The 19813-nt window shown below is 78.0% G+C and carries 14 protein-coding genes; all 14 read left to right on the top strand.

Going from position 1 to position 19813, the window contains the following annotated elements:
- Positions 1 to 36: 36 nt before the first annotated feature.
- The 14 genes from AB0N04_RS09160 (at position 37) to AB0N04_RS09095 (ending at position 19729) form a co-directional block, all read left to right on the top strand.
- Positions 37 to 492, top strand: coding sequence for a phage tail protein (locus tag AB0N04_RS09160; RefSeq protein ID WP_360216143.1), 456 nt, complete (start codon positions 37 to 39; stop codon positions 490 to 492).
- Positions 489 to 2528 (top strand): phage tail sheath C-terminal domain-containing protein, encoded by a 2040-nt coding sequence (locus AB0N04_RS09155; RefSeq protein ID WP_360216140.1) that lies wholly within the window; start codon positions 489 to 491, stop codon positions 2526 to 2528. The genes AB0N04_RS09160 and AB0N04_RS09155 overlap by 4 nt, the downstream gene beginning before the upstream one ends.
- 3 nt (positions 2529 to 2531) lie before the next feature.
- Positions 2532 to 3101, top strand: a complete 570-nt coding sequence (locus tag AB0N04_RS09150) for a phage tail protein (RefSeq protein WP_360216137.1) — start codon at positions 2532 to 2534, stop codon at positions 3099 to 3101.
- The gene (locus tag AB0N04_RS09145; protein ID WP_360216134.1) at positions 3101 to 4480 is read left to right on the top strand and encodes a hypothetical protein; all 1380 of its coding nucleotides are present in this window, start codon (positions 3101 to 3103) and stop codon (positions 4478 to 4480) included. The genes AB0N04_RS09150 and AB0N04_RS09145 overlap by 1 nt, the downstream gene beginning before the upstream one ends.
- Positions 4481 to 4620: 140 nt before the next feature.
- Positions 4621 to 4803, top strand: a complete 183-nt coding sequence (locus AB0N04_RS09140; RefSeq protein WP_360216131.1) for a hypothetical protein — start codon at positions 4621 to 4623, stop codon at positions 4801 to 4803.
- Positions 4796 to 5881, top strand: coding sequence for a contractile injection system protein, VgrG/Pvc8 family (locus tag AB0N04_RS09135; protein WP_360216128.1), 1086 nt, complete (start codon positions 4796 to 4798; stop codon positions 5879 to 5881). Before AB0N04_RS09140 ends, AB0N04_RS09135 begins: the two co-directional genes overlap by 8 nt.
- Positions 5881 to 6546 carry a phage baseplate assembly protein V gene (locus tag AB0N04_RS09130; protein WP_360216125.1) on the top strand — a complete coding sequence of 222 codons (666 nt, stop codon included), beginning with the start codon at positions 5881 to 5883 and terminating at the stop codon, positions 6544 to 6546. Before AB0N04_RS09135 ends, AB0N04_RS09130 begins: the two co-directional genes overlap by 1 nt.
- On the top strand, positions 6543 to 8117 hold the full coding sequence (locus AB0N04_RS09125; protein WP_360216122.1) for a hypothetical protein: 1575 nt from the start codon (positions 6543 to 6545) through the stop codon (positions 8115 to 8117). The genes AB0N04_RS09130 and AB0N04_RS09125 overlap by 4 nt, the downstream gene beginning before the upstream one ends.
- Positions 8118 to 8148: 31 nt before the next feature.
- The gene (locus AB0N04_RS09120) at positions 8149 to 10944 is read left to right on the top strand and encodes a hypothetical protein (protein ID WP_363363814.1); all 2796 of its coding nucleotides are present in this window, start codon (positions 8149 to 8151) and stop codon (positions 10942 to 10944) included.
- Positions 10945 to 11084: 140 nt separating this feature from the next.
- A complete protein-coding gene (locus AB0N04_RS09115) occupies positions 11085 to 11513 on the top strand; it encodes a GPW/gp25 family protein (protein WP_360216116.1) in 429 nt (142 codons plus the stop codon).
- A gap of 21 nt (positions 11514 to 11534) precedes the next feature.
- Positions 11535 to 13727, top strand: a complete 2193-nt coding sequence (locus AB0N04_RS09110) for a putative baseplate assembly protein (RefSeq protein WP_360216113.1) — start codon at positions 11535 to 11537, stop codon at positions 13725 to 13727.
- Positions 13727 to 15877 carry a phage tail protein gene (locus tag AB0N04_RS09105; protein WP_360216110.1) on the top strand — a complete coding sequence of 717 codons (2151 nt, stop codon included), beginning with the start codon at positions 13727 to 13729 and terminating at the stop codon, positions 15875 to 15877. The genes AB0N04_RS09110 and AB0N04_RS09105 overlap by 1 nt, the downstream gene beginning before the upstream one ends.
- Positions 15874 to 17583: a hypothetical protein gene (locus tag AB0N04_RS09100; protein ID WP_360216107.1), complete on the top strand. Its 1710-nt coding sequence runs from the start codon at positions 15874 to 15876 to the stop codon at positions 17581 to 17583. Before AB0N04_RS09105 ends, AB0N04_RS09100 begins: the two co-directional genes overlap by 4 nt.
- The gene (locus AB0N04_RS09095; protein WP_360216104.1) at positions 17576 to 19729 is read left to right on the top strand and encodes an ATP-binding protein; all 2154 of its coding nucleotides are present in this window, start codon (positions 17576 to 17578) and stop codon (positions 19727 to 19729) included. The genes AB0N04_RS09100 and AB0N04_RS09095 overlap by 8 nt, the downstream gene beginning before the upstream one ends.
- Positions 19730 to 19813: the final 84 nt, after the last annotated feature.

The raw sequence follows: 19813 nt of genomic DNA, 5'->3' as shown, positions 1-19813 counted from the left end.
CCGCGCCCGCACCGACCCCCGACCGGGAGGCAGCACATGGCCGTCCGCAACAACCCGTACGGCGCCTTCAACTTCCTCGTCCGCCTCGGCGACGCCGGCGGCGAGGACCAGATCGCCGGCGGCTTCTCCGACTTCACCGGCGCGGCCAACGAGGTCAAGTTCTCCGAGTACCGCAACGGCAACGACAAGGAGAACCACGTCCGCAAGATCGCCAACACCAACATCACCGACGACGTCACCCTCAAGCGGGGCATCATCGGCGACCTCCGGCTGTTCAACTGGATCAAGGACACCCGGGAGGGCAACTTCGACCCGCGCACCGTCGTCGTGACGCTCTACGACGAGGCCCGCACCCCGGTCTGCGCCTGGACCCTGCACGCCGCCCAGCCCAAGAAGTGGATCGGGCCCACCCTGGCCGGCAAGGGCGGCGGCGAGGTCGCGATGGAGGAACTGCACCTCGTCGCCGAGCGCATCGACTTCGCCTCGCTGTGAACGGCCCCGTGCCCGGCGGCCCGTCGAACGGCCCGGCGACCGACACGTCGAACGGCCCGGCGGCCGCCCGGGCCGCCGCCCCCGGGCTGCGGCTCGGCGCCCCGGGCGTCTACCGGGACACCCGGCGCCCGGCGCCGGCCCCGCGGCCGGTCCGGCTGGACGTGGCCGGCTTCGTCGGCGTGGCGCCGCGCGGCCCGGTGGACCGGCCGGTCGCCGTCGAACGCTGGACCGACTACCGCCGGGTCTTCGGCGGCTTCGAGGGCCCCGGCCTGCTGCCCCACGCCGTCCGGGCGTTCTTCGCCCAGGGCGGCAGCCGCGCCCACGTCCTGCGGGTCTCCCCGCTGCCCCGCGCCCCCGACCCGGCCGCGCTGGCCGCCGTCGCCCGCTACACCGTCCGGCTGGCCGGCCCGGAGCCCGGCGCAGGCGCCGTCGAGCTCGGCCTGCGGGCCGCTGACGAGGGCAGCTGGGGCGGACGCCTCGCCGTGCGCTGGGAGTTCGACGCCGCCGGGCAGTTCACCGCCCGGGCCGACGGCACCCGGCTCCCGCTGCCCGACGCGCTCACCCTGCCGGCCGGCACGCTGCTGCGGGTCCGGGGGCCCGGACTGCCCCCGGCCGGCGAGCTGCTCCACGTCCGCACCGTCGAGGACACGCCGCCGCGCGGCCGGGCGGCCCTGCTGGACCGGCCGCCCGGCGCCGTGCCGCCCGACGCGGGCCTGACGGTGGACGTCGTCACCGCCACCGTCACCGTCACCGACGCCGACCCGGGCCTCGCCCGTGCGGAACGCCTCACCGGCCTCGGACTGGCCGCGGCGCACCCGCGCTTCGTCCGGCGGGTCCTCGCCGAGGAGTCCCGGCTGATCGCCCCCGACGGCCCCTGGCCCGAGCGGCTGGCGCCACCGGACGCCTCCCTGCCCGCCGTCGACGCCGCCCCGGCCGGCCCCGGCGCGGACCGCTGGGCCTGCGTCACGGCGGCCAGCCTCTTCGGCGACACCCCGCCCGAGCTGCTGCCCGTCGGCGGCGACCAGCGCGTCGACGAGGACGCGCCCGCGTTCGTCGGCATGGACCGGCTGGCCCTGGAACCGGAGGTCGCCCTGCTCTCCGTGCCCGACCTCTACTGGGACTACCGGGTGCCCCCCGCCACCACCGACCCCCCGGAACCGCCCCGGCCCGGCGCCGACGGGCGCTGCCCGCCCCCGCCCGTCCCGCTGGTCTACCCGGCGCCGCCGGAACGGGCGGTGCTGCTCGACGGCCGCGACCCGGAGGCCCTCGCGGAGGTCCTGCGCCGCCAGCGCCGGCTCGTCGACCTGGCGGAGCGCCAGCGCCGTTTCGTGGCCCTGCTGGACGTGCCGCCCGGACTCCCGCTGCAGCTGACCGCCCGCTGGCGCTCCGGCTTCGACAGCTCCTACGCGGCCGCCCACCACCCGTGGCTCGGCGTCGTCGACCCGGCGGACCCGCAGCGGGCCGTCCTGGTGCCGCCCTCCGCCTTCGCCGCCGGGATCACCGCCGACCGCGAACACCGGCTCGGCATCCCCTGGGGCCCGGCCAACGCCCTCGCCGCCGGCGCCGTCACCGCCGCCGACCTGCCCGGCCCCGCCGAGCGCGACGAACTCCACCTGCTCGGCGTCGACGTCTTCGCCGCCGAACCGGACGGCTTCCGGCTGGCCTCCGCCCGGACCCTCTCCCGTGATCCGGACTACGCCCAGCTGAGCGTCCGTCGCCTGATGACGATGCTCCGGCTCACCCTCGAACGCCAGGCCCGCGGCCTCGCCTTCGAACCCGACTCGCCGCAGCTGCGCACCGAGCTGACCGGCACCGTGACACGACTGCTGCGCGACCTGTTCCGGGCCGGGGCCTTCGGCGGGGCCACCGAGGCCCAGGCCTTCTTCGTCCGCTGCGACGAGGAGCTCAACCCCGCCTGGTCGCAGGGGCTGGGCCGGCTGGTGGCCGAGATCGGGGTGGCGCCCGCACGGCCGCTGGAGTACCTCGTCCTGCGGATCGCCCAGGACGCCGACGGCGACGTACGAGTGGCGGGGTGACCGATGGCCGCGCTGGTCCAGGGCTTCAACTTCCGGGTCTCGCTGCGGCTGAGCGGCACCCCGGGGCCGACGGCGACGCCGCCGCCGGCGCTGACCGGGCAGGCCGCCGGGGCGCCCCGCCCCGGCGCCGGGGCACCGGGCCCCGCCGAGGGCCCGGCCGAGCGGCTCGGTGACGGCGGCTTCCAGGAGTGCACAGGACTGGAGCTGGAGCTGGAGCTGGCCGACCACCCCGAGGGCGGCCGCAACGACGGGACGGTCCGCGGCATCGGCCGGGTCAAGCTCTCCCCGGTCGTGCTCAAGCGCGGCATGCTCGCCCCGACCCCCGGCGGCCGGGCCGACACCGCGCTGTGGGACTGGCTGCACGGCATCGCCACCGGCGAACGACGCGCCGCCCGCTACGACGGCGACATCGAGGTCCTCGACCCGACCGGGGCGCGGACCGTCGCCCACTGGCGCTTCACCCGAGGGCTGCCCGTCAAGCTCACCGGGCCGTCGCTCAACGCGCGGACCGGTGAGATCGCCCTGGAGGAACTGCACATCGCCCACGAGGGCCTGCGACTGGAGGGCTCCTGATGGCCGAACTGGCACACGCGACCCTGCAACGCCTGCGGGTGAACCGGGCCTCGGCGAAGGACGCGCCACCGCTGGTCAGCGGCGACGGACCGGCCGTCGGAGTCCAGTTCAACCCCGTCTCGCTGCGGCTCAGCCGGAACAACAACGTCGACCGGGGCGGGACCAGCACCCGCACCCAGAAGCGCCAGAACCCCGCGCAGGAGGGCGCCACCCTCGCCTTCGACCTGGCCTTCGACACCGCCGAACAGGGCGGCCCCGACGGCTACGTGGACGTCCGCGAGTGGACGGCCGTGGTCCGCCAGTTCGTCGAGCCGCCGCCGGACCGGAAGGGCGACCCGCCGCCCGTGGTCCGCTTCGTCTGGGGGACGTTCCGCTTCGACGGGATCGTCACCCAGGTCAGCGAGGAGCTGGACCTCTTCGCCCCGGACGGCACCCCGCTGCGGGCCAAGGTCGCCGTCACCGTCGCCGAGCAGGACTTCGCCTACGAGGCCAACGAGAAGGGCGCCGGTCGGCGCGACGCCCGGGCCGCGACCGACCCGGGCACGCCCCGGCCCGGCGCCACCCCCGGCACCGCAGGGACGAACCGGCCGCAGCAGGTGGTCCAGGCCCTGGCCGGGGAGAGCGCCCAGCAGTTGCTGGCCCGCCTGGGACTCGACCCGGCGGCCTGGCGCGGGGCGATGAGCGGGCTGGACAGCCCGCTCGCGCTCACCGCCGGGTTCGGCGTCCGGCTCGGCGTCGAGGTCGAGGCGGGCGGCGGCGCCGGGCTGACGGGCGGTTTCGCGGGCGCGGCCGCGGCCACCTCGGTCGCCGGGCTCGCCGGGGCCCTGGGCCTCGGCCCGGAGGGCGCACCGGAGGGCACCCCGCCCGCCCCGGGCACCCCGCTCGCTCCGGGGGGCGGTGGGACGGCCGGGGCGGGGGCGGGCGGTCCCGACGACGCCACGGCGGCGGCCTTCGCGCTCTCCGCCGGCGGCGGGATCGCCGCCTCCGTGGCGACGGTGGTCGCCGCCCGGGCGGCCCGGGCCACCGACCAGGCCCGCGCCGCCTTCGCCGTCCCCGCTGCGCCCGGCGCGGCCGCTCCGCCGCCGGGCGCGGAGCCGGCGGACCCCGCCCCGGGCACCCCGGCGGCCGACCCGCGCGCCCTGACCTACGGCCGCGGCGTGCCACTGCGCGGCCGCGCCGACCCGGGCACCCTCGCCGAGGGCGCCACCGGCGGCGCCCGCAGCCTGGCCGGCCGCGCCCGGGCCCAGGAGACCCCACCGCCCGACGGCCCGACACCCCCGTGGGAGCGGCTGCCCGCGGACACGCCCGCCCGCACCGCGGCGGACTGCGAGCAACGCCGTCGTGACGCACCGCCCAGCACCCTGAGGTGGCGGCCCTAGGGTCGGTCTTCGCCCTCCCGGCGTCACCCGCAGACCGACCCGGGGCCGCGTCCGACGAGCTCCCGGCGGGCCCCGACGAGCCCCCGGCGGGCCGGCCGCACCCGGCGGGAACCGGTGGAGCAGTCCCGAGGAGGCCTGCGATGAGCGTGCACATCGGCGAAGTCCACACGGACGTCGTCCCCGTCGGCGCCGCGGCGGCCGCCCCGGCCGCCGACCGGGGCGGCCCGCTCCGGGAGGCGGAGCGGGCCGGACACCTGCGCGCCGCGCTTGAACGGGCGCACTGGCTCGCCGCGCGGGTCGCCGCGGAGGGCTTCGATGACTGAGCCGGCCGTCACCGCCGTCGCGCCGGTCTTCACCGTCGGCGGCGAACTCGTCCGCGACCTCGGCCGGGACTGCGTCCGCCTGGAGGTCCGCGAGGGCGTCGAGGGCCTGCGCACCCTCCAGGCCACCTTCCTGGCCAGCGGCATCGGCGCCAAGGGCCCCCAGGAGCGCCTGCTGCACCTGGACGGCCGCACGATCGACCTCGGCAGCGCCCTCAAGGTCGCCCTCGGCCCCGACGCCGGGCAGCGGACCGTCTTCGAGGGCACCGTCTCCGCCCTGGAGCTGGTCCTCGGCGACGGCGACCCGCCGGTGGTGGTCGCGCACGCCGAGGACGCCCTGATGCGCCTGCGGATGACCCGCCGTTCGCGCAGCTACCCGCGGGCGACCGACGGCGAGATCGCCGAGGCGCTCGCCCGCGAGCACGGCCTGAGCGCCGACGTCGACGTGCCCGGCCCGCGCTACGACGTCGTCCAGCAGCTCAACCAGAGCGACCTCGCCCTGCTGCGGGAACGCGCCCGGCTGCTCCGGGCCGAACTCTGGTGCACCGGCACCACCCTGCACCTGCGCACCCGGGAGACCAGGCCCGGCACCGCCGTCACCCTCGTCCTCGGCCGCGACCTGCTGTCCGCCCGGCTGACCGCCGACCTCGCGCACCAGCGCAGCGAGGTGGTGGTCACCGGCTACGACGCCGCACGCCGCGAACCCGTCGAGGAGCGGGCCGGGCCGGAGGCGGTCGAGGCGGAGACCACCGGCGGCCGCACCGGCGTCCGCCTGCTGGGCCGGGCGCTCGGGCCCAGCACCTCGCTGCGCGTGCGCGAGGTCGCCCTCGACGCCGCCGAGGCGGCGGCCTGGGCGCGCGCCGAGATGCTGCGCCGCGGCCGGCGGTTCGTCCTCGCCGACGGCCTGACCAACGGCACGCCCGACCTCGTCGTGGGCAGCCGGCTCACCCTGCAGGACGTCGGCGCCGCCTTCGACGGCGGCGGCTACCACGTCACCCGGCTGTGCCACGGCTTCGACCTGGAGCACGGCTTCCGCACCCGCTTCGAGGCGGAGCGGGCCACCCTGAACGAGGTGAACTGATGGCCCTGCCAAGCCCGGCCGACGGCGCCGCGCCCGGCTACCACGGCGCCTACCCCGCCCTGGTCACCGACATCGTCGACGAACAGCGGCTCGGGCGGGTCGAGGTGCGCTTCCCCTGGCTCGGCCTGGACGGCGACCGGGACGTCCGCGCCTGGGCCACGCTCTGCTCGCCGTACGCCGACCACGAGCAGGGCCTGCTCGTCCTGCCGGAGGTCGGCAGCCAGGTGGTCGTCGTCTTCGAGGCCGGCAACCTGCGCCGGCCGTACGTGCTCGGCGCCGCCTGGAACGGCCGGGAGAGCCTGCCGCACGAGCCGGAGGCGGCGAACAACGTGCGGCTGCTGCGCTCGCGCGCGGACAGCCGGCTGGAGTTCGACGACACGGCCGGCGCGGCGAAGGTGCGGATCACCATGGCCTCCGGGCACCAGGTCAGCCTCGACGACGCGGCCCAGACCGTCACCGTCCGGCACGCCGGGGGCTGCGAGATCCGGCTGACGGCCGCCTCGGTGGAGATCAGGGCCACCACGTCCGTCGACGTCACCGCGCCCGTGGTGAACGTGGACGCGCCGCTGGCCGCCTTCAGCGGCACCGTCCAGGTCGGCACCCTGGTCGCCGAGCAGATGGTGATGTCGCCGGCCTACACGCCGGGCGCCGGGAACATCTGGTGACGGCCCCGCCGCACGGGTTCCGGCTGCGGGCGCCCTGGTACGTCTGCGAGAGAGGCGGCTTCGACCGCTTCGACCCGCGGGCCGACGCGCCCGCGCTCCAGAAGTACGACGCCCCCGACTTCGTCCGCCGGCTGGTCGCGGACCCGCGCGCCTCGCTCGCCTTCGACCCGGTGGAGGACGTGTACGCCTACCCGGTGGCGGTGCCCGCCGGGCAGACCGGGCGCGGGCGGCTGCGCTTCGCCACCCACACCATGGCCGTGACCCCGCTGCGCAAGCTGTACCAGCCCGCCCACCAGCGCTTCTACGCGGTGGTCGTCGAGCTGTTCTGCGACCGGCCCGGCCTGCCCCGGCCGGGGGCCGCGGCCGACGGGGCGCAGCTGCGGATGGTCCTGCGGCGCCAGGAGCGCACCGTGCCCGACGCCGGGCGGGCGGCGGTGCGCCGGCTGGCGAAACGGCTGACCACCGACCTGCTGGCCGCCCGGGGGCTGCGGCCCGGGCACCTGGCCGACCGGGACCTGCAGAACCTGCTCTGGGCCGACGACGCCTACCGGGCCCGGTTCGAGGCCGAGCACGCGGACCTGCTCGCCGGGCTCGCCCCGCCCGTCGTGCAGAGCTGGACCACCGGCCCGAAGGGGCCGCACTGGGTGCCCACCGGCACCGCCGGCCCCGACGGCCGACCGGAACCGGAGCAGGAACTGACGATGTGGCGGCTGCCGCGCCCGGGCGGGGAGTGCGACCGGGCGGCCACCCGCTCGCTCTGGTTCGGCCTCGTCCCGACCCTCTCCGGCGAGCACGACGACGAGGGCCGGCCCAAGCTGGACGACCAGCACGTCTACGAGATCCACTGCGTCGCCCGCCGGCCGCCGGAGCCCGGCCACGAGCACTGCCCGCCGCAGGAATCCTGGAGCGCGGCCACCGAACCGTTCAGCCTGGCCGCGTTCTACGACCCGGAGGGCACCAAGAACCGCAGGGTGTCGATCACCATGCCGGACCTCAGGGCCCTCGCGGCCCGCGCCGGCCGCCCGGCCGGCCCCGGCGGGGTCGCGGTCACCAGCCCGCCGGGCTCCCAGCTGCCGGTGACCGGCGAGATCCCGAAGCCCGGCAGCGGCCAGGCCGGCGGCACCGACTTCCGGATCTGCACCTTCGCCCTCGAACTGTTCACGATCGTGGCGTTCTTCCTGTTCAGCCTCTTCCTGCCGATCGTGGTGCTCGCCTTCCAGCTCTGGTGGCTGCTCGCCCTGCGCTTCTGCCTGCCCCCGGACGCCGTCGCCCTGGGCGCCCTCCAGGCCTACTTCAACGCCCCCGGCCACGACCTGGAGACGCTGCTCACCGGGCCGGGGGCGGACAACCCCGGCCCGGACGGCCTGGACCGGCTCCTCGGCCGGCCCGGAGCGACGGCCGCCGCGGCCGCCACCGCGGAGTTCCGGCCGACCGCGGCCGGGGCCGACCCCGCCGCCCAGGCCGCGGCCGCCGACCTGGTGGCCGCGCTCGACCCGACCACCGCCGTCGTCGCGGCCCCGCCGCCCGTCGAGAGCTCCCCGCCCGATCCGCTCTGCGGAGGTGACCGTTGAACCCGGACCCCACTGCCCTGGCAGCCTGCTGATGGCGGCCGCGACCGGGGCCCGCTACGTCAGGGCGCCCGCACCCGTGCCCAGGGCGGCGCCGCCCGCACCCGCCGCGGCCCCGGCGGCTCCGGCGGCCGGCGGCCTGGCCGACCGGCTCTCCGGCGTCGTCCCGCGGAGCCCGGCCACCGCGCCCGCCCCGCCCACCGCAGCCTCCGCGATCGCCGCCGAGGTGCCCGAGGACGTGCTGGAACTCCAGGGCGGAGCCCTGGCGCCCACCCCCGCGGTGACCGAGTACCTGGACCGGAAGGGTGCCGAGGGCGGCCCCGTACGGGCCCGGCTGGGCACCCTCGCCGCCGGGACCCTGCACCTGCGCAGGACCGACGAGGGCCTCACCACCGGCCCCGGCCGGGACCACCGGACCCTGCCGCTCGCCCACCCCTTCCTGCTGCCGCTCACCCGGTACGGCATCGAGCCGGTGCTCGCCGTCCGCGTCCAGGGCGGCGTGCTGGAGGGCCACGCCTCCGCGCTGGTGAAGGGCAGACTGCTCACCGGCCCGGCCGACCTCCTCGGTCAGGTCGTCGCGCACGCCGAGCAGCTGGGCCTCGCCGGGGTGGGCGGGCTGACCCTGCCGGCGGTGGAGAACCGGTTGGACGGGCCCCGGCTGCTGGTCCGGGCGAACGGGCTGCACTTCCGGCTCGGCGGCTTCCTCGACGCCACCGGCTCGATCGGCCTCGCCGACGAGCTGGTCGCCTTCGACGCGACCGCCACCGGGACGGTGCCCGGCCTCGGCGCGATCGTGCTGCCGGTCAAACGGGAGCCGGACGGCCGGCTCTCCGGCGAGGCCAGGGTCGAGGTGGCCCTGCGGGGCTTCCAGGGCACGGTGACGGCGGCCTTCGCCGGCGGCGCCGTCGACGTCCGCGGCACCGTCCACTACACCAACGACAAGTTCGACGGGGAGGTGACCCTGGTCGCCACCGACGAGCGGACCGCCGACCGGCTGACGGGCGAGCAGGTCACCGCGGCGGGTGCGAAGGCGGCCGCGCCGCCCGTGGCCGCCGCCGCACCGGTCGAGGCCGACGGCGGTGCCCCGGCCCCGGCCGGACCGCAACCCGGTCCGCGGGTGGTCGCCGGCTGGGGCACCGTCCGGGTGCGACTCGCCGAGTGGTTGAGCGGCGAGGCGCTGGTGGTGGTCGACCACCACGGGGACGTCACCCTGGTCGGCAGGATCACGCCCCGGATGACCAGGCCGCTGTTCGAGCAGAAGGACTACGTCAAGGCGCTGCCCAAGCTGGAGGTCCGCGCCCTCTACGGCATCCCGTTGGTCGGCAACGTCTTCGTGTTCGCCGACATCGGCCTGGAGCTGCTCGCCAAGCTGGGCCCGGCCACCCTGGACCGGATGGAGCTCACCGGCACCTGGTCGACCAAGCCCGAGGTGCTGCGGGACTTCGGCGTCACCGGCACCCTCAACGTCTCCGCGTTCGCCGGCGTCCGGCTCGTCGCCGAGGGCGGCGCGGGCCTCGAACTCGTCGGCCACGACATCAAGGCCGGGGTCGCGCTGAACGCGCTCGCCGGGATCCGCGGCTACGTGGAGGCGACCCCGCGGATCGGCTATCGCGAGGTCGCCGACCCGAAGGCGGGCAAGCAGGGCGAGTTCTTCATCGGCGGCCACCTGGAGGTGGCCGCCCAGCCCTTCCTCGGCCTCGGTGGCGACCTCTTCGTCGCCCTGGTCAGCCCCTGGTGGTCCCCGGCACCGAGCCACCGCTGGACCTGGCCGCTGTTCCAGCTGGAGTACCCGCTCCCCGGCGAGTTCGGGATCGGCGCCGACGTCGAGCACGTCCTCGGCTCCGGCCGGGTGCCCGAGGTCACCTTCGGCGAAGTCGCCTTCAGCGCCGACAAGTTCATGACCGACCTGCTGAACGACCAGGTCCCGAAGAAGACCGGCCGGGAGGAGCGGAAGGCCGGGTCCTGGGGCGAGGGCCCGCGCTCGGCGCCGGCCGCCGGGAGTGCCCCGGCCCGGGCCCCGGCCGCCGCCGGGAAGCCCGCAGCGGGGAAGACGGGGGCCGGAAAGCCCGGACCAGGGAGGGCAGGGGCCGGGAAGCCCGGGCCGGGCCGGGCCGCACCGGCGGCCGCGAAGCCCGGGCGGGCCGGGGGCCGGGGCGCGGACGCCGGCGAAGTCCCCGACCAGGCCAAGGAGAAGCGCTGGCAGGGCGGCCTGCAGGCGATCGGCGCCCTGGCCCAGGAGTCGCTCGCCGACCCCTTCGAGGAGGAGGAACTCCAGGAGGCGCTGGCCGGGATCAGGAAGACCCACGGCTTCACCCGGCTGGCCGCCGAGCGCGAGGGCGGCGAGTGGCTGATCGACGCCCGGATGAGCCCCGAGACCAAGCGGAAACCCCGGCTCAGGGCCACCAACCACGTCTACCGGGGCGGCCCCTACAACGAGTTGGGCAAGGCACCGGCCAAGAAAGGCGGGCGGCGGCGCGCCGTCAAGGGCACCGAACGCAACCACATGCCCGCCTGGAAGGCGGTCAAGGACGCGCAGTCCTCCGGCGGCAAGGCCACCGCGGCCAGGAACAAGCTGAACGGCATCACCCGGTACACGGCCCCCGCCATCGAGATGGACACCGCCGACCACCGCAGGACCAGGAGCTGGGGCTCGGGCGCCGACGCCGCCGACTGGCGCAAGCAGCAGACCGACCTGCTCCTCGCCGGGAAGTTCCGCCAGGCCGTCACCAAGGACGTGAACGACATCCGCGGCTTCCTGCCCGCCGGCCGGAAGGACAAGTACGACGACGCCATCAAGGAGATGCGCGCCACCCTCCCGCCGGGCTGGTGACCGCCGCCCCGCAGCCCGGGCCGTCCGGGCCGTCCGGGCCGTCCGCGCCGTCGGGACCGCCGCGCCGCCGGGGGCCTCCCGCCCTCCCGCCGCCCCGGCCATAACGCGCCGGTGACGCCCCGCCGAGCATCATCGACGGCATGGCAGCAGCTGACGCTCCGGCAGGAGCACCCGCCGAGGAGTGGCTCGGCACCGGGATCCGGCTGCCCTTCCGACCGCAGGCGGGTGCCGGCGGGCCGGGCGGGGGGCTGGCCAGGGTGAGCGGGGCCGAGCTGATCCGGCAGTCGATCGAGACGATCCTGGACACCGAGCCCGGCGAGCGCGTCATGCGGCCCGACTTCGGCTGCGGACTGCGCCGGTACCTGATGGCGCCGAACACCGCCGCCACCCGGGCCGCGCTCCGGGAGGAGATCGAGCGGGCGCTGACCCGCTGGGAGCCGCGGATCCGGGTGACCGGGGTGTCCGTCACCCCGGGGGAGGAGCCGACCATGGTCTGGATCGACATCGGTTACGCCCGCCTCCCGGACCTGCGGCCCGACAACCTCGTGTACCCGTTCTACCTGCGATGACGAACAGGGGGTGAGCCAGCCGTGGCCCTGATCGGTCCGATCCTCGACGACCGCACCTTCGCCCAGCTCCGCGACGAGCTGATCAGACGCATCCCGGTCTACAACCCCGAGTGGACCGACCACAACGCCACCGACCCCGGCGTGGCACTGCTGGAACTGTTCGCCTACCTCGGCGAGTCCCTGCTCTTCCGCTTCAACCAGATCCCCGACACGACCAAGGCCGCCTTCCTGCGGCTGCTCGGCGTCCGCCCGCGGCCCGCCGCGCTCGCCCACGCCCTCCTGGTGCTGGACACCGAGCGGCCCGAGGGCGTCCAGGTCCTGCGCGGGACGGAGGCCCGCGCCGGGGCGGTGCCGTTCGAGACCGAGGGCGAGGTGGTCGCCTGGCCGCTGGAGACCCTCGCCGTCGGCAAGACCGCCGCCCCGCACGCCGAGGCCGACAGCGCCGAGGCCCGCCGCCGGGAGGACGCCGTCGCCGCCCTCCCGGCCGGCCCGCGCAGCCTCGTCGAGGCCGGCACCGCACCCGGCTTCTACGTCACCACCGCCGTCCCCGCCGACCCGCTGGCCGCCGACCAGCCGCCCCTCGACGTCTCCGGCACCCTCGACGGGTGCCTGTGGATCGCGCTGCTCGGCAAGCCCGCCACCGACCCGGCCCGCCTGCGCAACCGCGCCGTCTTCCTCGGCGTCGTCCAGGACGGCGAACTCCCCAGGCCCTTCGACCTCGAGTCGCGCGACCCCGACCGCTCCCGGCTGCGCGCCGCCGACCTCACCACCGACCCGCCCGCCTTCCTCTGGGAGCTGTGGAACGGGCCCGACCGGGCCGGAAACGCCGCGACGGCCTTCACCGACCTCGCCGTCCTCGCCGACACCACCCGGGGCCTCACCGCCACCGGGGTCGTCACCCTGCAGCTGCCCGACGCCTTCCCCACCCACGCCAAGGCGCCCACCACCACCGGCGACCTGCACAGCCCGCCCCCGCTGGACGACGAGAAGGCCGCCGCCCGCGTCATCGGCTGGCTTCGGGTCCGCCGCCCCGCGACCGAGAACGACGCCATCCACCGGATCCGCTGGGTCGGTGCCAACGCCGTCGGCGTCGTCCAGGCCCGCGCGGCCGCCCCGGAACTGGTGGGCACCGGCACCGCCGACGCCGACCAGGCGTACCGGCTGACCAACCGTCCCGTCATCGGCGGCACCGTCCGGCTGGAGGTCGAGGAGCCGGACGGCTGGCAGCCCTGGACGGAGGTCGAGACCTTCGCCGACAGCGGCCCGCTCGACCGGCACTACACCCTCGACCCGGCCGCCGGCCTCGTCCGGTTCGGCACCCGCAGCCGGGTGCCGCAGATCGGCGAGCGGATCAGGGCGCTCTCCTACCGCTACGGCGGCGGCGCGGCCGGCAACGTCCCGGCCGGGGCGATCGGCAGCCTCAGCGGCGTCGCCGGGGTCAAGGTCAGGAACGTGCTGCCCGCCGCCGGCGGCGCCGACCAGGCCTCGCTCGCCGACGCCCTGGACGCCCTCCCCGCCGAGCTCCACCGGCGCGACCGGGCCGTCACCGCCGACGACTTCCGCGCCCTGGCGCTCGAAGTCCCCGGCGTGCGGCGGGCCGAGACGCTGCCGCTGTTCCACCCCGACACCCTGAGCCGCACCGCCGCCGGGGTGGTCAGCGTCGTCGTGTTCCCCACCGAGGACCTGCGCGACCCGGGCGCGCCGCTGCCCGACCTCGCGCTGCTGCGCCGGGTCGCCGCCCACCTCGACCCGCGCCGGCTGCTGACCACCGAGCTCTACGTCGTCCCGCCGACGTACCTGGACGTCGCCGTCTCGGTCGGCGCCCACGTCCGGGACGGCTACCAGGTGGACGCCGTCCGCCGCTGGGTCGAGCTGATCCTCCGCCAGTACCTGGCGCCGGTGCCCCCGTACGGGCCGGACGGCACCGGGTGGCCGCTCGGCCGGGCCGTCCGGCGCGCCGAACTGGAGGCCGTGGCCGTGCAGGTGGACGGCGTCGAGTACCTCGACGGCGAGCTCGGGCTGGCCACCCGCCCCGGCCCGGCCGCGCCCTGGACGGCCGCCCCGCTCGTCCCGCTCAAGGCCTGGCAGGTGCCCCGGCTGGTCGGGATCACCGTCGTCACCGGACCGCCGCTGCCGCCCGGCACCGGCTACGGGACCACCCCGCAGCCCGGCGGCGACCCGGTCCTCGTCCCGCTGCCCCCGGAGGTGTGCTGATGGACGGCGACCGGTCGGTCACCATCCTCACCGACCCCGACCAGTGGGCCCGCTGCGCCCACGACGGCACGGCGCTGACCGACGGGGGCGGGGTGAGCCTCGCCTGGACCGCGGACCCCGGGCCGGGGCCGTCACAGGATCCGTCGCCGGACGCCTCGCCGGGGGGAGACACCGCGGCCGGGCTGGCCTTCGACCGCTGGGGGCGCGCCTATCGCTCGTACCCCGCGCTCGGGCGGGTCGACGTCCTCGACCCGAAGGTGCCCACCGCCCCCGCCGACCACCACCCCGGTGGCCTGCGCAGCCCCCGCGGCCTCGCCGTCGACGGCGCGCAGCGCCTCTACATCGCCGAGTCCTGCGGCGCCGCCGTGCACGTCGTCGACCTCTGGGCCGAACGGCTGCTGCGCCGGGTGCCCGTGCGCACCGCCGCCCACCGCGCCCGCCGGCCCCTGGACGCGGCCGCGTACCGCGACGGCGCCGTCGTCCTGCTGGCCGACCCGCCCGGCCTGGTGCTGCTGCGCGGGCGGCGCGGCCCCGGACGGGGCCCGGCGCTCGGCGGACCGCTGCTCGCCGCGGGCCTGCGGCCCACCCGGGTCGCCGCCCTGGCCGACCGGCTGTACCTGCTCTGGACGGCGCCGCACGGCGGCCGGGCCGTGGTCGCCCGCCCCGACGGCGGCCACCGGCTCGAAGTCGGCCCGGCGAGCGACCTCGCCCTGTCCGCCGACGGCCTGCTCACCGTCGCCGGGCACCCCGGCGAGCCGTTCCGCCGCTACCGGCCGGACGGCGACGGCTGGACGGAGGTCGAGCCCGTCCGGGCCCCCCGCTACGACGGCGGCGCCGTCGAGACCACCCCCGACGGGCGGACGGCCTACACCTCCGACCGGGGCCTCGCCCGGACGGCCGGCCCGGCGGCGCGCCACACCCCGGCCGGGCGGGTCGTCAGCTACCGGCTGGACGCCGGCGCCCACCGCACCCGCTGGGGCCGGATCTTCCTCGACGCCTGCATCCCGCCGGGCACCGACGTCTGGGTGGGCTTCCTCAGCAGCGACGAGGACACCGTCCCCGACCCGCTGCCCTGGACGCCGCCCGTGCAGGGGCGGCGCGCGGTGCGCCACGGTGAGCTCACCCCGCCGCTGCCCTCGCAGCTCCGGCTGGACCGGCTCGACCGCCTCGGCGGCCTGTTCCGGCGCCCCACCGGCCGGGAGTGGCCGTGGGCGCAGATCGCCCCCGACGACGCGTTCGAGACCTACGAGGCGCCGGTCGACGCGCCGCCCGGCCGCTACCTCTGGGTCGTGCTCGACCTCAGCGGCACGGCCCGGCTCACCCCGCGGATCCGCTCGCTGCGGGTGGAACGCCCCGGCCACCGGCTGCTGGCCCAGCTGCCCCGCTCCTTCAGCCGGGACGAGGCCGACGCCGACTTCCTGCACCGCTACCTCGCCCCCGCCGAGGGCCTGCTGCACGAGCTGGACGGGCGGGCGGCGCTGCGGACCGTCCTGCTCGACCCGACCGCCACCCCGCAGGAGGCCCTCGGCTGGCTGGCCGGCCTGCTCGGGCTCGCCCTCGACCGGCGCTGGCCGGTCGCCGCCCGGCGCGCCCTCGTCGCCCAGGCCCACGAGCTGTTCCGGATCCGCGGCACCCTGACCTGCCTGGAGCGGATCCTGCGGCTCTACCTGTCCGTGCCGGTCGCCGTCGTCGAGAACTGGCGGATGCGCGGCCTCGGCGGCGCCGTCCTCGGCAGCGGGCCGGGCGGGCCCCCGGCTCCCGCGGTCGGCGGGGCCACCGCCACGGCCACCCTCGGCCGGTTCGCCGTCGGCGGCCTCCGGCCCGGTGAGGACGGCTACACGGCGACGGCCCACCGGTTCACCGTCCTGATCGCCGCGCCCCTGCAGGGCGAGCCGCTCGACGTCGTCCGCGGCATCGTCGAGGCGCACAAGCCCGCCCACACCCTGGCGGAGATCTGCCCGCTCGGCACCGGCATGCGGGTCGGCCGCGGCCTCTACCTCGACCTCACCTCGGTGGTGGGCCCCGGCGCGGCCTGGGGTCCGGCCGTGGTCGGCCGGGTCCGGATCGGCGAGGACGGCGTGGTCGGCGTCCCCTCGGCGGCCGCGCGGGTCGGCGAGTCGGCGTCGGTGGGGGCGGTGAGGGTGGGATGAGCGCTCCGACGGTGGTGATCGGACGGTTCTCCGCGACGCTGCACGACACGGCGCCCCGGCCCGACGGCGGCCCGCACCCCGGCGCCACGGCCGGCGGGTCCACGGCCGACGGGCTGCGGGAGCCACTGCGGTGCGTCCTCGACGGTGGCCTCGAACGCGCCCTGACGGGGGTGCGGCTGCCGCCGGGCCACTGGTGCGTGCGGCGGCTGCGGCTGACCGTCCCGCTCGACCTCGGCCGGCCCGGGCCGGCCGCCGGGCAGGACTGGTCCACGGCACTGGCCGCCGCGATCGAACGGACAGTCCGCGAGGGCCGCGGCGAGGTCGTCCACTACCGGGACGACGTCGAGCTGCTCGCCGACCTGCTGGCCGGGGTGGCCGCCGGCCGGACGGAGCGGCTCTGGGCCTGGCGGCAGGCGGGCGCCGTACGGCCCACCGACCCGGCGCCCACCGCCGAGCCCCTCGCCGCCGTGCTGGCGGCGCTCGGCCGCGCCCCGCGGCACGCGGCGGCCGCGCTGCTCCGCGCGGCCGGAGCCTGCGGGCTGCCGGCCCTGGACCGGCTCCTCGGCGCGCCGGGCTGGCAGGCCGTGGCCGGGCTGGCGGCGGTGGCGTCCTGGTGCGCCCCCGGCGACGGACCGTCCGGTGACGGCACCGGCGGCGACGCGGGCGCCGGCACCCCGCCGAGCGCAGCGGCCCGCGACCTCGCCCGCACCCTGCTGGCCGGCTCGGCGCTGGCCGCCCTCGCCCGGTCGGCCCGGCTGCGGCCCGGACCGGCGACGCTGGCCGCCTGGGCCGTGCTGGTGGCCGCCGAGGCCGACCCCGGCTCGCTGCACCGCCGCCCGCACCCGGGGCTGCCGCACGCGCTGGCGGCGGAGCTGCGGACGCTGCTCGGGCCGGCCGCGCCCTCCTCGCACGGGCCGGCGGCCACCCCCGTCCCACCCCCGGACACGGATCCCGCGAAAGGTGTCGGGCCGTCGCCCTCCACCACCAGGGCCACCGTGGCCCGGCCGGACCACTCGCCGGCCCCGGCCGCGGCACCGCCCGCTCCGGCGGCCGCCCCGGCCGGGGCACCCGGAGACGGCGGGCCGGCCCCGGACCGCGGCAGTGGCGCACCCACCGCCTGGGCCGGGCTGCTCTTCCTGCTCGCGAGTGCCGCCGACGCCGGGCTCCCGCAACGGGCCCTGGACGACGGCGCGCTGACCGCCCGGCCGCTGCGCTGGATCCTGCACCGCCTCGGGTCCGACCTGCTGCCCGAGGCGGACCCGGCCGACCCGGCCCTGCTCGCCCTGGCCGGCCTCGGCCCCGCGCGGGCCGCGGCCCTGCTCGCCGCCCCGCCGCCCACGCCGGCCGAACGGGCCCGCCTGCGGACCCTTGCCACCGGGTGGGCCGCGGCCACCGCCGCCCGCCTCGATCCGGCGGCCGGTCCGTCCGCCGATGCACCGGCCGGTCCGTCCGCCGGTCCGTCCGCCGGTCCGCCGGCTCGTCCGTCCGCCGATCCGTCCACCGCTCCTGACGCCGCCCCGGCGGACGGCCGCGCCGCCGTCCGTGCGATCGCCCGCCGCGGCGGCGAGGTGGCGGCCGAACCCGGCTGGATCGAGGTCCGGCTCGCCGCGGCCGACATCGACCTGACGGTCCGCCGGGCCGGGCTGGACCTGGATCCGGGGTGGGTGCCCTGGCTCGGCGCGGTGGTGAGGTACGTCTATGCCTGAGCCGTCCGGAGCACCGCTCGGCAAGCCCTCGGACGCCCATCCGGCGCCCGAGGCGGTCAGCCGCGAACTCACCGCCCGGGCGGCCGGCCCGGCCCGGCGGCTCGCCGGGCTGCTCCACGACACCTGCGGCACGGACTCCGGCGACTCCTCCGCCCGCTTCCTGCGGGAGTGGGCGGACGCCGCCGCAGCGGGCGGCCCGGCGGAGCACACCGGCCCGTCGCCGGTCCGTCGTCTCGTGGAACGGCTGGGCCTCACCGCGGCGGAGCTCGACCTGCTGCTGCTCGCCGGGCTCCCGGAGGAGCACGAGGGCCTGGCCAGGACCTTCCGGGCGATGCACCCGTGCGGCGACTCCCACCCGAGCGTCGGCCTCGCCGCCCTGCTGCTCGACCACGCCCACGACCACGCGCGGGACGACGATCCGGACCGAGCCCCCGCCGTCGACCACGACCACGACCCCGACCACGTCGCCGACCGCGCCCCCGCCGTCGACCGAGCTGCGCTGCGCCGCCTCCTCCACGAGGGCGCGGCCGTCCGCACCGGCGCCCTCGTGGTCCACGGCGAGGGCACCTTCCACGACCGCAGCCTGCGGCTGGCCGACGGGCTCTGGGCGGCCCTGCACGGCTGCGCGGCCCTGCCGGGGGAGCTGGCCGAGGTCGAGGTCGGCCCGCCGGTCGCCGGACTCGACGGCTGGCTGGCGCGACCGGAGGCCGAGCGGGCGGTCGCCGCACTGCGCGCCACGGCCCCGCGGACCGTCGTCGTCACCGCGCCCGACGAGACGATCGCGCTGAGCCGCTGCGCCGCCCTGGCCCGCGCCGCCGGGCTGCGACCGGTGGCCGGACGGGTGCGCCCCGAGGACCCGGCGGGGCCGGGCCTGCTCGGCCTGCACGCGGCCGCCCGCGGCGGGGTGCCCGTCCTGGTGGTGGCGCGGCCGGAGGAGGGAGCCGGTCCGGCCCGGCTGGACCTGCGCCGGGTGGTCGGCCCGGTCCTGGTCTGCGCCGGGCCCGGCGCGGTGCGGCCGGGCCCGGAACGGCCGGTGCTCACCGTGCCGGTCGGGCCGATCGGCACCGAGGACCGCCGGGCGGCCTGGCGGGCGGCGCTGCCCCGCGAGGCCGGGCGGGCCCCGCAGCTGGCGGCCCGTCACCCGCTGGACCCGGCGCTGACCGCCCAGGTGGCCCTGGACGTGCGGAGCTGGGCGGGGCTCGCGCCGGGCGGCGCCGCGCCGGACGTCTCGGCCGCGGTCCGGGCCAGGGCGGGCGCCGCCCTCCCGCCCGGAGTGGAGCTGCTCAGCCCCCGGGCGTCCTGGGGCCGGCTGGTCGTGGCGGCCGAGTCGGACCGTCAACTGCGGGAAGCCGTCTCCCGGTTGGCGCACCAGTCGGTGGTGCTGGACGACTGGGGGCTGCGCGAGGCGGCCCGCGCGGACCGCGGCGTGCGGCTGCTCTTCACCGGGGCGCCCGGCACCGGCAAGTCGCTGGCGGCCGAGGTGCTGGCCACCGCCGCCGGGACGGACCTGCTGGTGGTGGACGTCTCGCAGGTGGTCTCCAAGTGGATCGGGGAGACGGAGAAGAACCTGGCCGCCGCGTTCGACGCCGCGGAACGGCTGCAGGCGGTGCTCCTCCTCGACGAGGCGGACGCCCTGTTCGGGGCGCGGACCGAGATCTCCGGCGCCAACGACCGCTTCGCCAACCTGGAGACGGCCTACCTGCTCCAGCGGCTGGACCGCTTCGACGGCCTGGCCGTGCTGGCCACCAACCTGCGGCAGAACATCGACGCCGCGTTCATCCGCCGGATGGACTTCGTCGTCGCCTTCGACCTCCCGGGGGAGGCGGAGCGGCACCGGCTCTGGCGGCTGCACCTGCCGGCCCCGGTGCGGGAGGACGGCATCGACCTGGCCGCGCTCGCGCACCGCTACCCCGTCCCCGGCGGCTGGATCCGCAACGCCGCGATCGCCGCGGCCTTCCGGGCGGCCGAGGTCGGGGGCAGGGTCGGCCGGGGCCACCTGGTCGACGCGATGCGGCGGGAGTACGCCAAGGCGAACCGGCCGTTCCCGGCGGATCCGGCCGCCCCATCCGGCGGGGCCGCGGACGAGCGGGCGCTGCGCGCGCTCGGCGCGGCCGCCGTCCGGCCCACCAGGGAGGAGAGGACATGACGGCCTTCGGCAGCGGCGGCGCACCCTGCGGTTGCGGTGGTACGGCCGGTGGCGGCCCGGGCCAGCCGGGCGGTGCCGGGCCCC

The organism is Kitasatospora sp. NPDC051702 (genome assembly GCF_040681575.1).
Lineage (GTDB): Bacteria > Actinomycetota > Actinomycetes > Streptomycetales > Streptomycetaceae > Kitasatospora.
Note: the sequence above shows the minus strand (reverse complement) of the source record. Positions and strands in the feature narration are given on the sequence as shown.

Excerpts from the sequence above, each read along its gene's own strand:
- AB0N04_RS09130 (WP_360216125.1), top strand. The coding sequence starts at position 5,881 with ATGGCCCTGCCAAGCCCGGCCGACGGCGCCGCGCCCGGCTACCACGGC.
- AB0N04_RS09120 (WP_363363814.1), top strand. The coding sequence starts at position 8,149 with ATGGCGGCCGCGACCGGGGCCCGCTACGTCAGGGCGCCCGCACCCGTG.
- AB0N04_RS09105 (WP_360216110.1), top strand. The coding sequence starts at position 13,727 with ATGGACGGCGACCGGTCGGTCACCATCCTCACCGACCCCGACCAGTGG.
- AB0N04_RS09135 (WP_360216128.1), top strand. The coding sequence starts at position 4,796 with ATGACTGAGCCGGCCGTCACCGCCGTCGCGCCGGTCTTCACCGTCGGC.
- AB0N04_RS09140 (WP_360216131.1), top strand. The coding sequence starts at position 4,621 with ATGAGCGTGCACATCGGCGAAGTCCACACGGACGTCGTCCCCGTCGGC.
- AB0N04_RS09160 (WP_360216143.1), top strand. The coding sequence starts at position 37 with ATGGCCGTCCGCAACAACCCGTACGGCGCCTTCAACTTCCTCGTCCGC.
- AB0N04_RS09150 (WP_360216137.1), top strand. The coding sequence starts at position 2,532 with ATGGCCGCGCTGGTCCAGGGCTTCAACTTCCGGGTCTCGCTGCGGCTG.
- AB0N04_RS09095 (WP_360216104.1), top strand. The coding sequence starts at position 17,576 with ATGCCTGAGCCGTCCGGAGCACCGCTCGGCAAGCCCTCGGACGCCCAT.
- AB0N04_RS09145 (WP_360216134.1), top strand. The coding sequence starts at position 3,101 with ATGGCCGAACTGGCACACGCGACCCTGCAACGCCTGCGGGTGAACCGG.
- AB0N04_RS09100 (WP_360216107.1), top strand. The coding sequence starts at position 15,874 with ATGAGCGCTCCGACGGTGGTGATCGGACGGTTCTCCGCGACGCTGCAC.
- AB0N04_RS09115 (WP_360216116.1), top strand. The coding sequence starts at position 11,085 with ATGGCAGCAGCTGACGCTCCGGCAGGAGCACCCGCCGAGGAGTGGCTC.